Raw genomic sequence first — 14,292 nt, forward strand, 5'->3', positions numbered from 1 at the left:
CGCAAACAAGATTTGCGGCGGCGTTTACTTCAACAACAAACAATAAGCAGTGCTCAGACTTGCAACAAACTCAAAATGGAACGCAGTTCGGTGCGAATCAAAGCAACATCGACCGCTGCTTCGACTTCCTCAGCCTCATGAACACGTACATGTGGCACCCCAAGCTTATTGCGCGCACCATTGATGGTGAAACCCTGCTCATACAAGAGTTCGCGGATACGTCGTATCAGCAACACTTCATGGTGTTGATAATAACGGCGGTTACCACGACGCTTGACTGGTTTCAATTGAGCAAATTCTTGCTCCCAGTAACGCAGCACATGCGCCTTGACACCACATAACTCACTGACTTCACCGATGGTGAAATAGCGCTTGGCCGGAATAGGCGGCAAATTGGCCGCTTCAATTTTTATTTCTGTCATGGGGAATATCAAGCAGCGTGAGCAAGAGCTTGGTCGTTCAATTCATCGACCATGCCTTTTAGTTTCTGACTGGCGTGGAAGGTGACCACGCGGCGCGCCGTGATCGGAATTTCTTCCCCGGTTTTCGGATTGCGGCCCGGACGCTGTGGCTTGTCACGCAATTGGAAATTGCCGAAACCAGATAATTTCACCGCCTCACCGCGTTCGAGACCATCACGAATTTCATAAAAAAACGTTTCCACCATATCTTTGGCTTCACGCTTATTCAAACCGACCTGCTCAAACAGCAATTCGGCCAATTCCGCCTTGGTTAAAGTAGGCAATTCTTTTTCCGCCTGGGAACGCGCCCGGGCTTCCAGCATGGCACGATTCAAATCGGCATCGAGCACCGATTGAAATTCCGCCGAATGGACATCACTCATGATCAAACTCATCTCATTTTTACCCGACATTCTTGAAGCGAACTCAACGCAGCTTGGCAGCAAATTTCTGGGCTGCTGCATCAACAAATGCCTGCATCGCCGCCTCTACCCTGTCGTCTTGCAAGGTAGTTTGAGTATCTTGCAAGCTAAAGCGGAATGCAAGACTTTTCTCATCGGCTTCCAAACCCTTGCCGCGATATTCATCAAACAAAACAAGCGCTTGCATGATCTTACACGCATCAAGCTCGCGCGCTGCCAGAGCGAATACATCGCGCATTTCTTGCACGCTCACCGACTCTTTGACTACCAAAGCCAAATCGCGGGTAACAACCGGAAACTTGGAAATTTCTTGATAAGTCGGCAATTTTACCGCCTGCAAAGCCAGCGTATCGACTTCGAATACCACCGGTGCCAGAGGCAAATCATATTTCTGCTGCCAACGTGGGTGCAACTCGCCGATCATACCGATAGTTTGACCATCACATTCTATCGTCGCACTGCGGCCAGGATGCAAAGCCGGATGCTCAAGTTTGATAAAACGCAAAGTCTGCGGCGCAAACAAGGCCTCCAAATCAGCCTTGATATCGAAGAAATCGACATGGCGTGCGCTGGTGCCCCACTGCTCTTCGGTCACCGGACCATACGCCATGGCGCACAAACGTTTCGGTTGATGATAGCCGGCCACCGTCAAGGGACCATCGAGCACCTGCGCATCGCGCAAATACACGGTACCGATTTCAAACACGCGCACGCGATTGATCTTGCGGTTGAGGTTATAGCGAACATTGGCAACCAAACTGCCGATCAAATTACTGCGCATCACACTCATCTGGCTGGCGATAGGATTCAACAAGCGCACCGGCGTCGTGTTGGCAGCAAAATCCTGCTCCCACGCTTCTTCGACAAAACTGTAATTGATCACTTCCTGATAATCCTGGTCCGCGATCAGGCGGCGCACCGCAAACAGCGAACGGGTATGTTCGGGCGCGATGAGCATGGCATGCGCCGCTACCGGTGGCAAGGCAGGAATGTTCTCGAAGCCGTAGACACGCGCGACTTCTTCAATCAAATCCTCTTCAATTTCCAAGTCGAAACGGAATGAAGGCGGCGTCACCGAAAACACACCGGGCGTTTGCGTGAATTGCAAACCCAGACGCGTGAAGATATCGGCAATAAGCGCATCAGTCAAAGGCACGCCGATGACTTTCTGCGCGCGTGCGGTGCGCAAGGCAACCGGATTACGCAGCGGCAGATTAATGATCTGATCATCGACCGGACCGAGCTTGACTTGCTCACTGCCGCCGCAAATAGCGACGATCAGGGCAGAAATTCTTTCGATGTCGGCGACAATGTTTTCGAAATCGACGCCGCGTTCAAACCTGTGGGCGGCATCGGTAGAGAAATTGAAATGCCGACCGCGCCCCTGTATCGCGTGCGGCCACCAGAATGCCGCTTCGAGATAAATATTCTGTGTATCCAAATCGACTGCCGTCGAGTCACCACCCATGATACCGGCCAGCGATTCGAGCTGCTGCGCATCGGCGATCACGCCTATCCATTCATCGACCGCGACGGTATTGCCATTCAAGAGCTTGAGCGTTTCACCAGCCTTACCCCAACGGACTTCCAAGCCACCATGAATTTTATCGAGATCAAATACATGCGATGGCCGTCCGAGCTCAAGCATGACGTAATTCGAGATATCGACCAAGGCCGAGATCGAGCGCTGACCACTGCGTTCCAGCCGCTGCTTCATCCACTCCGGCGTCGCCGCTTTGGCATTGACACCGCGTATCACGCGGCCGCAAAAGCGTCCGCATAAATCCGGCGCGCTCACTGTGACCGGCAATATTTCGCTCAGCGTGCTGGCGACGATTGCGCTGCTCGGCGCTTGCAAAGGCGTGCCGGTCAACGCCGACACTTCACGTGCTACACCTAGCACAGACAAGCAATCGGCCTTGTTCGGGGTGAGCTTAATCGTGAATTTCAAATCATTGAGCAGATAGTAATCACGGAAATCTTGACCGACCGGCGCATCGGCCGGCAACTCCATCAAACCGCCATGCTCTTCCGATAATTTCAATTCACGTGCCGAACACAGCATGCCTTGCGACTCGACGCCGCGCAAGTTACCGACCTTGATTTCAAACGGTTTGCCATCCGCACCAGGCGGCAGCACGGCACCGGCCTTAGCGCAGGGCACACGCATGCCGACCCGGACATTCGGCGCACCGCAGACGATAGTGAGCAAGCTCGCGCCGCCTACATCAACCTGACAAATATTGAGACGGTCAGCATCGGGATGTTTGGCGATTTCACGAATTTCCGCCACCACCACATCATTGAAAGGAGGAGCCACCGGCTCGACTGCTTCGACTTCCAGGCCCGACATCGTCAACAGATGCGACAGTTGATCCGACGACAAGGCCGGATTGACCATAGTACGTAGCCAGTTTTCAGAAAATTGCATAATTCAGCCGTCTAAAATGTGGGAAATCCGAACGCCAGCGGCGTTCGGAATAAATTAGTTGAATTGCTTGAGAAAGCGTAAATCGCCTTCGTAAAACAGCCGCAAATCGGCCACGCCGTAACGCAGCATCGTCAAGCGCTCGAGGCCGGAGCCGAACGCAAAGCCGATATACACTTCCGGATCGAGTCCCATGTTGCGGATCACACCAGGATGCACCTGCCCGGAACCCGACACTTCGAGCCAACGCCCCTTGAGTGGACCACTGCCGAAAGCAATGTCGATCTCAGCCGAGGGTTCGGTAAACGGGAAATACGAAGGACGAAAACGGACCTCAAGATCATCGGTTTCAAAGAATGCCCGCACGAAGTTCAGATATACGCCTTTCAGATCGGCGAAACTGATGTCTTCAGCAATCCACAAACCTTCCACCTGATGAAACATCGGCGAATGGGTAGCGTCGCTGTCGACCCGGTAAGTACGACCCGGCGCGATCACTTTAATCGGTGGCTTATTCATGCGCGCATAGCGCACCTGCATAGGGCTGGTATGCGTGCGCAATAACAGTTGCTTACCTTCGCTATCTTTGCCATCGACGTAAAAGGTATCCTGCATCGAGCGCGCCGGATGGTTCTCCGGGCTATTCAAGGCAGTAAAGTTAGTCCAGTCAGTTTCGATTTCGGGGCCATCAGCCACATCAAAACCGATAGAGCGGAAAATTTCCTCAACCCGCTGCCAGGTCCGCATCACTGGATGTATCCCGCCGACACTGCGGCCACGACCCGGCAAACTCACGTCGATCGCTTCGGCATTGAGCCGGCTTTGTAATTGCGCATCCGCGAGCGCATCGCGGCGCGCGGTCAAGGCATTTTCAATTTGTACTTTGGCGGCATTGATGATGGCGCCCTGAATCTTGCGTTCGTCTTGGCTGAAACTGCCCAGACTTTTCATTTGTTGTGTGATCTGGCCACTCTTGCCCAGATATAAGGCTTTCGCATTTTCCAGCGCAGCGGCATCCGTTGCGGCGAGAAAATCAGAGCTGGCTTGGCTGACGATTTGATCTAAAGGGTTCATGCGTTGGTCCCGCTTACTCTGAAGCTGAAATAATGAGCTCAAAACAAAACGGGGCATAGGAATCAACCTCTGCCCCGCCTGATAGATGCACGGCGCAGCGCGCCATGCATACGACTAACGATTACTTCACGCAGCCAATGTTGCTTTGACTTGATTGACAATCGCGGCGAAAGCCGGTTTGTCCATCACTGCCATGTCAGCCAGGACTTTACGGTCGAGTTCGATCGAAGCTTTTTTCAAGCCATTCATGAACACGCTGTAAGTCAAACCATGCTGACGCGATGCGGCGTTGATACGTGTGATCCACAATGCGCGGAATACACGTTTCTTGTTGCGACGATCACGGTAAGCGTATTGACCAGCGCGCATAACTGCTTGCTTGGCAACACGGTAAACCTTACTGCGACGACCGCGGTAACCTTTGGCAAGGTCAAGAACTTTTTTATGACGGGCACGAGCAGTAACCCCACGTTTTACTCTAGGCATAGTAACTCCTTAAATAATGAGTATGAGGTTAAGCTGTAGGCATCATGCGCATGACCGATACCATGTTGGTGTCATGAACACCCACGGAACCGCGCAACTGACGTTTGTTTTTGGTTGTTTTCTTAGTCAAGATATGACGTTTGAAAGCTTGACCGCGTTTAACAGTACCACCCGGGCGCACGCGAAAACGTTTTTTCGCACTGCTTTTGGTCTTCATTTTTGGCATAGCATATCTGTCTTGCGACAGTTCCACTTATATATGATGGTAGGTGGCAGCAAAGCACGCTGCTCTTGGATGCCTACTTCTCACTTATTGTGAGCGGCGCAAGCGCCGCTCGATCGCACCACCGGCAAACCGGCAGCACAAAATCAGGTACAACTTATTTCTTTTTCTTCGGTGCCAGAATCATGACCATCTGACGACCTTCCATCTTCGGAAACTGCTCAACTTGACCGTAAGCATCAAGATCAACCTTCAGACGCTCAAGCACACGCATACCGATTTCTTGATGAGCCATTTCACGTCCGCGGAAACGCAGAGTGATTTTGGTTTTATCGCCCTCATCGAGAAACTTGATCAGATTACGGACTTTGATGTTGTAATCGCCGTCATCAGTACCAGGGCGGAACTTCACCTCTTTCACCAAAACAATTTTCTGCTTCAGTTTGGCTTCATGAGCTTTCTTTTGCTCTTGATATTTAAACTTGCCGTAATCCATTATACGACAAACAGGCGGTTGCGCAGTTGGTGCAATCTCCACCAAATCCACATTAGCCTCTTCGGCCAGGCGGAAAGCTTCGGCCAATTTGACGATACCCAATGGCTCATTATCAACACCAGACAAACGCACTTCAGGTGCGGTGACTTCTCCGTTGATACGATGTGTTCTTTCGGTAGCTATTGCAGTTTCCTTTAAAAAATAAAATCTTGACCATGCTATATTGCATAAAAGCAATATTGCCGACTCATCTGTTAAACCTTGGCAGCGATCTCGTCTTTCAGACGAGCGATGAAGGCATCCAGAGGCATCACCCCGAGATCCAGATTGCCACGCGTACGCACAGCGACTGTGTTGGCATCCCGCTCTTTATCACCAATCACGAGGATGTAAGGTAATTTCTGAAGAGAATGCTCGCGTATTTTATAGGTAATCTTCTCATTACGCAAATCGGTATTTACTCTAAACCCTTGTTTCTTTAGGATTTCCGCAACAGAACGGCTATATTCAGACTGTGATTCAGAGATATTCAAGACCGATACCTGCATCGGAGCCAACCACAAAGGCATGGCACCAGCATGATTTTCAATCAAGATGCCGATAAAACGTTCCATCGAGCCGACTATCGCCCGATGCAACATGATCGGTGTCTGGCGTGAATTATCATCGGAAACATATTCTGCTTCCAAGCGGGTAGGCATGAAGAAATCGACCTGCATGGTACCGACTTGCCATGGACGACCGAGACTATCTTTGAGATGGTATTCGATCTTCGGGCCGTAAAACGCCCCTTCGCCCGGCAACTCTTCCCAACTCACGCCACACTGCGTGAGTGCCGCACGCAAAGTCGCCTCGGCGCGATCCCAAGTCTCATCGGAACCGATACGATTTTCAGGGCGCAGCGCCAGCTTGACAAAAATATTCTTAAAATCAAAATCTTTATACACCTGCATCGCCTGCGAGTGAAATGCCACCACTTCATCAAGAATTTGCTCTTCGGTACAGAAGATATGACCATCATCTTGGGTAAAGCCGCGCACACGCATAATGCCGTGCAAAGCACCGGATGGTTCATTGCGATGACACTGACCGAATTCACCGAAACGCAGTGGCAATTCACGGTAACTGCGCATATCCGAATTGAAAATCTGTATGTGGCCGGGGCAATTCATCGGCTTCAAGGCATAGTGGCGGTTTTCCGACTCAGTCGTAAACATTCCCTCGCGGTAATTCTGCCAATGGCCGGTTTTTTCCCACAGACTGACATCGAGAATCTGCGGACCCTTCACTTCTTGGTAGCCGCAGTCCTGATACACCTTGCGCATGTATTGTTCAACCTGTTGCCAAATAGTCCAACCCTTGGCGTGCCAGAACACCAGACCCGGCGCCTCATCTTGGAAATGGAACAAATCGAGCTGCTTGGCGAGCTTGCGATGATCGCGTTTCTCTGCTTCTTCCAGCATATGCAGGTAGGCTTCTTGATCTTCTTTTTTGGCAAACGCCGTGCCATAGATACGCTGCAGCATTTCATTCTTCGAATCGCCACGCCAGTAAGCACCGGCCAACTTCATGAGCTTGAAGACTTTCAGCTTACCGGTCGAAGGGACGTGCGGGCCACGACACAGATCGGTGAAACTGCCTTCCGAGTACAGCGACACATCTTGATCAGCCGGAATCGAGGCGATGATTTCAGCCTTATACGCCTCACCAATGCCAGTGAAGTAAGCGACCGCCTCATCACGCGCCAAGACTTGACGCGTAATCGGCTCATCCTTCTTGGCCAGCTCGAGCATTTTCTTTTCTATCGCCAGCAAATCTTCCGGCGTAAACGGGCGCTTGTACGAAAAATCGTAGTAAAAACCGTTTTCAATCACCGGACCGATGGTTACCTGCGCCTCTGGAAACAAGGATTTGACTGCATAGGCCAGCAAATGCGCGGTCGAGTGACGAATCACTTCCAAACCATCGGCATCTTTATCGGTGACGATGGCCAGCGCGACATCGGTCCCGATCAGATACGAGGTATCGACCAACTTGCCATCGACACGACCGGCCAAGGCGGCCTTGGCCAAACCGGCACCAATGCTCGCCGCAACCTGCGCCACCGTGACCGGCGCATCGAATTGTCGTTGCGAACCATCAGGAAGTTTTACTGAGACCATATCACTCTCCAAAGCAGCAGATTTGCCGAAAATTGTATTAAAAATTGAATTAAAAAATGCAGACGAAAAAAAAGCACGGCTATAGCCGTGCTTTTTCTTTAATTTGATGACGAAAAAGATCCTCGACTAGAGTCGCTTGCTAACCAGTTGCGTGGTAGTTCGCGGTGTCATAACCAGGATGCCTTTCTCGCTCTTATCTAAAATGGTCACGGTGAATTATCTACCGTGCACTTTACACATAAATTCTGGTGGGCGGTGCAGAATTCGAATCTGCGACCCCTTGGATGTCGACCAAGTATTCTAACCAGCTGAACTAACCGCCCATGTACTTGCAAAAACTGCGCAGCTTTATTTTTTACAATTCAGCCATGCCGCCTGCGAAGAAACAGAAGTATAGCAGAAGCCCAGCAAGAATTACTAGCCCCCGCAGTAATTTTTTAATCCACGCCGCCCTACTGACGTCGCACCTCGACCACCCCGCCAACCTCATGAATGATCGTCAAAGCCTTTTGCAACTGCGTCGTGCCACCGATCTCTACCGTAAACGACATGCGCGCAAAACCTTTGGCACTTTGCGTATTGACGCCGATAACATTGATTTTTTCGCGCGAAAACACTTCAGAAATATCGCGCAACAAACCCTGTCTATCCTGCGCCATGACAAAGATATCGACCGGATATACAGTATCCTTGCCGCCGCCACCCCAAGTGGTCTGGATCACCCGCTCCGGCGCTTTATTGCGCATCTCGGCGAAATTTTTGCAACTCAGCCTATGGATGGAGACTCCTTTCCCGCGCGTGACGAAGCCGACGATGCCATCGGGCGGTGCCGGCTTACAGCAACGTGCCAACTGCGTCATCAAGCCGTCGGTACCAACCACCAGCACACCAGACTTGGCACCCTGGGTGACACTCGAAGCGCGGCTCTTGTTGGTGATGATTAACTCTTGGTCCTCCTCCACCGCCGCGTGGTCGCGTACTGCCGCCTCGATTTGACGCAGACTGAATTCTTCTTTCCCCACCGAGAGAAACAATTCGTCGAGTGCGGCAAAACCCAGTTTGCGCGCCAACTCTTCCAAATTAACCGCAGTTTTCCCTTCGCGCTGCAAAGTTTTTTCAACTTGCGCGCGTCCGGCAGCCAAGGTTTCCTGCTGATCAATAGCATTGAACCAGGCGCGGATTTTGGTACGCGTGCGGGTGCTGGCTGAATACTCGGGATTGAGCCAGTCGCGCGAGGGACCAGTCTGCGGCGAACCGATTTTAAGCGTGATGATTTCCACCGTCTGGCCATTCTGCAGACGGGTATTGAGCGGCACCATCACGCTGTCGACGCGCGCACCGCGGCAGCGATGTCCTACATCGGTATGCAACTGGTAAGCGAAATCGACCGGCGTCGCCTGATTCGGTAATTCGATCACGCGCGCCTGCGGCGTGAGCACATAAATCCTATCATCGAGGCTGGCAGCCTTGAGCTTTTCCACCCACTCACGCTGCACTTCTTCATGCTCCACCACGGCATCGGTAATATCGCTTTTCCACGCCAGCAACTGGCGCAACCAAGCGATTTTCCCATCGTATTCCTGCGCCACAAAATTCGATCCGCCATTTTCTTTGTAGCGCCAATGGGCCGCCACGCCGTATTCGGCGAACTGATGCATTTCACGCGTGCGTATCTGCACCTCCAGCGGTCGCCCATCTTCGACTACCACCACCGTATGCAAAGACTTGTAGCCATTAGCTTTCGGTCGCGAGATGTAATCATCGAATTCTTTGGGAATCGGTGCCCAGGCATTATGCACAATCCCAAGCACGGTATAGCAATCCTTGATATCGTCGACGATCACGCGAAAGGCTCGCACATCATAGAGTTCATCGAAATCGATGGTCTTGCCCTTCATCTTTTTCCAGATGCTGTAGATATGCTTGGGCCGACCACTGACCTCGGCTTTCACCTCGGCGGCCAGCAATTCCCGATTGAGTCGCGCAATCGCATTAACGACAAAACTTTCGCGCTCGACACGTTTCTCTTCCAACATCTTGGCAATGCGCTTGTACTGCAGCGGCTCGAGAAAGCGAAACGATAAATCTTCCAGTTCCCATTTCAGCTGCCACACCCCGAGGCGATTGGCCAAAGGCGCGTACAAATCCATGGTTTCACTGGCATATTGACGGGTCTCGTCATCGTCACGTTTACAGTCGGCGAAATAGCGCAAGGTCGTTACCCGTGAAGCCAAGCGCACCAACACCACGCGCATATCGGTGGCCATCGCCAGCACCATCTTGCGCAGCGTTTCCATTTGCACTGCAGCTTTTTCGGCGGCATCTTTGCTGCGCCCCAGCTCGCTTGGCATCGGCCGACTGAGCGCCGCCTCACGCAACTTCATCAACCGCCGTATACCGCTGACGAGGGTAGCGATTTCCTTACCGAAGCGTGCTTCAATCTGCAAGGCGACGGTCGGGCATAACTGCGGCAACTCAAATAATAAGGCGGCGATGCGCGTATCGACATCGGTACGCAGCATCGCTAAGGTCGCCGTCACACCCTGTACGAATTGCATGGCATCTTGGCCGGTGACCACCGCCAGGTCGGCATAATGCGGCGTGACAAATTCCAAGGCTGCCAACAAGCGTACGCTGTCTGCGTCCGACAAGCCTTCTGATAACTGTGATTCTGCTGCTGAGCTTGAGACCATACGAATCAATTCTTTAGTGTTGCGCTGCGCTGACAATGATTTCTATGAGCCAATCGGGATCGGCCATACGGGCTTCGACCGTGGCGCGCGGTGGCGTCGCACCGGGCACAACCCAGGCATCCCACACCGCATTCATCGCCGTAATATGACTGATCTCGCGTAAAAAAATTTGGCACGTCAAGATGCGTGATTTATCGCTGCCTGCTTCGAGCAGCAAACGTTCGACATGTGCCAACACTTGGCGCGTCTGTCCGCTGATATCTTCACTGGCGTCGTCCGGCACTTGTCCAGCCAAATACACCACACCATTAAATATCGCCGTTTCCGACAAACGTGCGCCGACGTGTAATCGTTGCAGTTCCATTGTTTTATCCATTCTTCAAATCAGCTCAATAAAAACTCACGCACGGCGGCGATCTGGACTGGATCGACCAAGGTCGGGGCATGACCTACCCCGGCCAACTCCAACAACTGCGCGCGCGGGCCGCGCTGCGTCATTTCTGCGGCAGTGGCGGCGCTGAGCAAATCCGATTCAGCACCGCGCAATACGAAAGTCTGACTACGTATGGCATCATAGGCGGCCCACAACATGGCCTGACCGGCCGCCACCATCTCCGGCGTGGTGGCCGCAAACGCCTGCGCCAAAGCCAAATCATAATGCCGCACCCACTGCCCTTCGCTGTTCTGGCGCAACACATCGCGTGCCAGCTTATCCCACTGCGCCTCGCTGTGTGGGCCGAACGAAGCCGAAATAGCCCGGATATACTTACTCGCTTCGGCATAACTATCAAAGCGCACATCTTGGCCGACATAATCGGCAATGCGCGCCAGTGCCGTCGGATTTAAATTCGGACCTACATCATTGAGTACCAGCTTGCCGATAGGGTTACCTTCGAGTGCAGCCAAACCGATGCCGATCAAGCCGCCCATCGAGGTGCCAACCCAATCGATGCTATCGGCCTGCGCACGCGCCAGCAGACTGACCATATCGCTGACATATTGCGGCAACTGGTAATGCAGCGGATTACGCAAGCGTCCGGAGTGACCACGCCCGACTATATCAGGACAAATCACCCGGTAGTGTCGACATAAGTCAGCCGCGAGCGCATCAAAATCATCGGCAACCCGGGTGAGCCCATGCACGCACACCAGCACACGCGCATTGTCCGGTGCCCCCCACTCCTTGTAAGAAATACTGTGCAAGCCGCTGGGAGAGAGGCACTGTAGGGTTTTTCGCGTGACCTGCATGGTGGCATCCTGGTGTATGTGTGCGCAAAGGCGTGGGATCACGCCGCGTGGGAAGCGCAGATGAAATCCATGCTTCCCAAACGCTATTCTAACGAGGGAAAGCCGAAAGACACAGAGTTTCTGTCAATACATGATTAATTGGTAGGTGATTTTATGCTGGCACGAAGCAGTGAAGGCAGCGCGGCGTAGTCAGGAAGGGTTCGATTTCGTACTTATCATATTGAATTAAGCGAAATGTATCGATAGGCTAAAGGTCTGTTCACAGCTAGCAGTCTGTCCCATCATGTACAGTTTCCACAAATTCGCCGATATTGCCACTACAGACTGGTTGGTCCTACTCAATCACCCTGCACTCAAGCGTCACATGCCGCTGGCAGCCGGCGTCTGGAACGAAGTCACTGCCGCCGGATGGGTGGCAGAGAAAGATAGGCAATGGCAGGAGCACGCATACGGACCATGGGCGATCCGCATCGACAAGGTGTTTGCCGGCTGGGGTGGTTTTCAAAAAGAAGCTGGCGTAGCCGATTTGGCGCTGGTTCTGTTACCGAAATTTTGGGGCCACGGCGGCGCGGTGCTGCGAACATTACTACAGCGCCGTGCAGAACTCCATATTGATATTGTCACTATCTTGCTGCCGCCGAGTCGAACCAAAACAAAGGCACTGCAACGGTTTGGATTTCATCCCGCTGGCTCGGTAGATTACGACGGTCAGCACTTTCTGAAATTCCAATTAAGTTGAGGACAAGACGGAAATACCTATTCCGTTCAACCTGTTCATTTTACAAAGATCTTATGTTGCAATATTAAAAAAATAACTTAATGGATCGTCGCAAGCGACGATGGAAAAGACTCTGGGAGGGGTTTGTACCCACTCCCATCGCGTCGCGCCTTCGTCGCTCGAACGTGTTCATTTCACAGAAAAAAAGTGTCCTTGATCGACGTTCCCACCCTGAAGGCACTGAGGTGCCACTCGATTCCTGCCTACGCAGGAATGACGAGGCGAGAGCACGGGGGAATGACATGTCGGCCAGTTGGCGTAATGATACCGACTGAAAACCCTTTTGCGACAGCCTCTGAAGGCCGGGGTTTCAAACCCTAGTCAGATTTTTGATGAACCCTCCCACAGTTAAGGGAGCGCGGATTTAATCCAAGCGGTTTGCCTGCCGGCACGGGGGAAAATTCTCCCCGTGCCTGGGTCAAGCACAGTAGCTATCAGGCAAACGCTGTCACATCAAGCGTCGCTTCAGTTTTCGCCACGATTTCTGCCACGCTCACACCGGGGGCCAGTTCCAGCAATTTCAAGCCTTGCGCAGTTACATCGATGACACCAAGGTCGGTGATGATGCGGTTGACTACGGCTACACCGGTCAGTGGCAAATTACAGTTCTTGAGAATTTTATGCGCATCGCCCTTGGCGACATGCTCCATGAGCACCACCACACGCCCGACGCCGGCGACCAGATCCATCGCACCGCCCATGCCCTTGACCATCTTCCCCGGTATCATCCAATTCGCCAAGTCACCGTGCTCACTGACTTGCATGGCACCGAGGATGGCCAGATTGATTTTTCCGCCGCGTATCATCGCGAAAGAATCGGCCGAACTGAAGATGGACGAGCCAGGTAAAGTTGTCACCGTTTGTTTGCCGGCATTAATCAAATCGGCATCGACTTCAGCTTCAGTAGGAAACGGGCCAATGCCGAGCAAACCATTTTCCGACTGCAACCAGACTTCAATACCGGACGGTACATGGTTAGCTACCAAGGTCGGCAAACCTATGCCGAGGTTCACGTAAAAACCATCTTGTAATTCGAGTGCCGCACGCGCAGCCATTTCATCGCGATTCCATGCCATTTTCTTCTCCCGGTTTATTGCGCGACGCGCACAGTGCGTTGTTCGATACGTTTTTCCGGCGCGGCATTGACGACGATGCGCTGCACGAAAATACCCGGCGTGTGCACGTCATCGGGATCGATTTCACCGATTTCCACCAACACTTCGACTTCGGCGACGGTGATTTTGCCGGCCATGGCGACATTCGGATTGAAATTACGTGCAGTTTTTCTATACACCAAATTACCGGCCTTATCGGCCTTCCACGCTTTGACCAGTGACACGTCGGCCACCAACGCGCGCTCCATGACATAGGTATGACCATCGAATTCGCGCAGTTCCTTACCATCGGCAACGATGGTGCCGACGCCGGTCTTGGTAAAGAAAGCAGGAATACCGGCCCCACCGGCGCGCAGTTTTTCTGCCAGCGTGCCTTGTGGGGTGAATTCGAGTTCGAGTTCACCGGCCAAGTACTGGCGCTCGAACTCTTTGTTTTCGCCTACATAGGAGGCAATCATTTTTTTTATCTGACGCGTAGTGAGTAACTGACCGAGGCCGAAACCATCGACGCCAGCATTGTTCGAAATCGCTGTCAATTGTTGCACACCGCTATCGCGCAAGGCGGCGATCAAGGCTTCCGGGATACCGCACAAACCGAAGCCGCCAACGGCAATCGTCTGACCATCGGCGACGATATCGGCCAAAGCGGCCCCGGCGTCGGCATAAACTTTATTCATCGCTGTCTCCTTGGTATTTTAAAAAAGGT

The 14,292-nt window shown here is 52.5% G+C and carries 14 protein-coding genes and 1 tRNA gene; 1 reads left to right on the top strand and 14 read right to left on the bottom strand.

The features are described from left to right. Nucleotides 1-53 precede the first annotated feature (53 nt). The 12 genes from RHM61_RS19705 to RHM61_RS19760 all read right to left on the bottom strand — a co-directional run bounded on the left by RHM61_RS19705 (nucleotide 54) and on the right by RHM61_RS19760 (nucleotide 11,693). On the bottom strand, nucleotides 54-422 hold the full coding sequence (locus tag RHM61_RS19705) for a MerR family transcriptional regulator (protein WP_322249004.1): 369 nt from the start codon (nucleotides 420-422) through the stop codon (nucleotides 54-56). A gap of 8 nt (nucleotides 423-430) precedes the next feature. Next, nucleotides 431-844 carry an integration host factor subunit alpha gene (locus tag RHM61_RS19710; RefSeq protein WP_322249005.1) on the bottom strand — a complete coding sequence of 138 codons (414 nt, stop codon included), beginning with the start codon at nucleotides 842-844 and terminating at the stop codon, nucleotides 431-433. Nucleotides 845-887: 43 nt separating this feature from the next. After that, nucleotides 888-3,314 carry a phenylalanine--tRNA ligase subunit beta gene (gene pheT / locus RHM61_RS19715; RefSeq protein WP_322249006.1) on the bottom strand — a complete coding sequence of 809 codons (2,427 nt, stop codon included), beginning with the start codon at nucleotides 3,312-3,314 and terminating at the stop codon, nucleotides 888-890. A gap of 54 nt (nucleotides 3,315-3,368) precedes the next feature. Then, complete coding sequence (gene pheS, locus RHM61_RS19720) at nucleotides 3,369-4,385, bottom strand: phenylalanine--tRNA ligase subunit alpha (RefSeq protein ID WP_322249007.1); 1,017 nt, start codon at nucleotides 4,383-4,385, stop codon at nucleotides 3,369-3,371. A 126-nt stretch (nucleotides 4,386-4,511) separates the two neighbouring features. Then, nucleotides 4,512-4,871 carry a 50S ribosomal protein L20 gene (gene rplT, locus RHM61_RS19725; protein ID WP_322249008.1) on the bottom strand — a complete coding sequence of 120 codons (360 nt, stop codon included), beginning with the start codon at nucleotides 4,869-4,871 and terminating at the stop codon, nucleotides 4,512-4,514. A gap of 28 nt (nucleotides 4,872-4,899) precedes the next feature. Beyond that, nucleotides 4,900-5,097: a 50S ribosomal protein L35 gene (rpmI, locus tag RHM61_RS19730; RefSeq protein WP_110253942.1), complete on the bottom strand. Its 198-nt coding sequence runs from the start codon at nucleotides 5,095-5,097 to the stop codon at nucleotides 4,900-4,902. Nucleotides 5,098-5,251: 154 nt separating this feature from the next. Then, complete coding sequence (gene infC, locus RHM61_RS19735) at nucleotides 5,252-5,827, bottom strand: translation initiation factor IF-3 (protein ID WP_416200200.1); 576 nt, start codon at nucleotides 5,825-5,827, stop codon at nucleotides 5,252-5,254. 17 nt (nucleotides 5,828-5,844) lie between these two features. Then, nucleotides 5,845-7,752, bottom strand: a complete 1,908-nt coding sequence (gene thrS / locus RHM61_RS19740) for a threonine--tRNA ligase (RefSeq protein ID WP_322249009.1) — start codon at nucleotides 7,750-7,752, stop codon at nucleotides 5,845-5,847. 246 nt (nucleotides 7,753-7,998) lie between these two features. Beyond that, nucleotides 7,999-8,075 (bottom strand) — tRNA-Val (locus RHM61_RS19745). Between the two features lie 129 nt (nucleotides 8,076-8,204). Beyond that, entirely contained in the window at nucleotides 8,205-10,445 is a 2,241-nt protein-coding gene (locus RHM61_RS19750) for a bifunctional (p)ppGpp synthetase/guanosine-3',5'-bis(diphosphate) 3'-pyrophosphohydrolase (RefSeq protein WP_322249010.1), read from the bottom strand. 13 nt (nucleotides 10,446-10,458) lie between these two features. Beyond that, the gene (locus RHM61_RS19755) at nucleotides 10,459-10,809 is read right to left on the bottom strand and encodes a RidA family protein (RefSeq protein ID WP_322249011.1); all 351 of its coding nucleotides are present in this window, start codon (nucleotides 10,807-10,809) and stop codon (nucleotides 10,459-10,461) included. Nucleotides 10,810-10,829: 20 nt separating this feature from the next. Then, nucleotides 10,830-11,693, bottom strand: a complete 864-nt coding sequence (locus RHM61_RS19760) for an alpha/beta hydrolase (RefSeq protein ID WP_322249012.1) — start codon at nucleotides 11,691-11,693, stop codon at nucleotides 10,830-10,832. 364 nt (nucleotides 11,694-12,057) lie between these two features. Here RHM61_RS19760 and RHM61_RS19765 point away from each other — a divergent pair, with 364 nt between their 5' ends. Then, nucleotides 12,058-12,432, top strand: a complete 375-nt coding sequence (locus RHM61_RS19765) for an N-acetyltransferase (protein WP_322249013.1) — start codon at nucleotides 12,058-12,060, stop codon at nucleotides 12,430-12,432. A gap of 473 nt (nucleotides 12,433-12,905) precedes the next feature. Here RHM61_RS19765 and RHM61_RS19770 read toward each other — a convergent pair whose 3' ends face one another. Both RHM61_RS19770 and RHM61_RS19775 read right to left on the bottom strand, forming a co-directional pair. Next, nucleotides 12,906-13,547: a CoA transferase subunit B gene (locus tag RHM61_RS19770; protein ID WP_322249014.1), complete on the bottom strand. Its 642-nt coding sequence runs from the start codon at nucleotides 13,545-13,547 to the stop codon at nucleotides 12,906-12,908. 14 nt (nucleotides 13,548-13,561) lie between these two features. After that, nucleotides 13,562-14,263, bottom strand: coding sequence for a CoA transferase subunit A (locus RHM61_RS19775; RefSeq protein ID WP_322249015.1), 702 nt, complete (start codon nucleotides 14,261-14,263; stop codon nucleotides 13,562-13,564). Nucleotides 14,264-14,292: the final 29 nt, after the last annotated feature.

The sequence above is a fragment of the Undibacterium sp. CCC3.4 genome (genome assembly GCF_034347425.1).
In the GTDB taxonomy this organism is placed as follows: Bacteria; Pseudomonadota; Gammaproteobacteria; order Burkholderiales; family Burkholderiaceae_D; genus Undibacterium.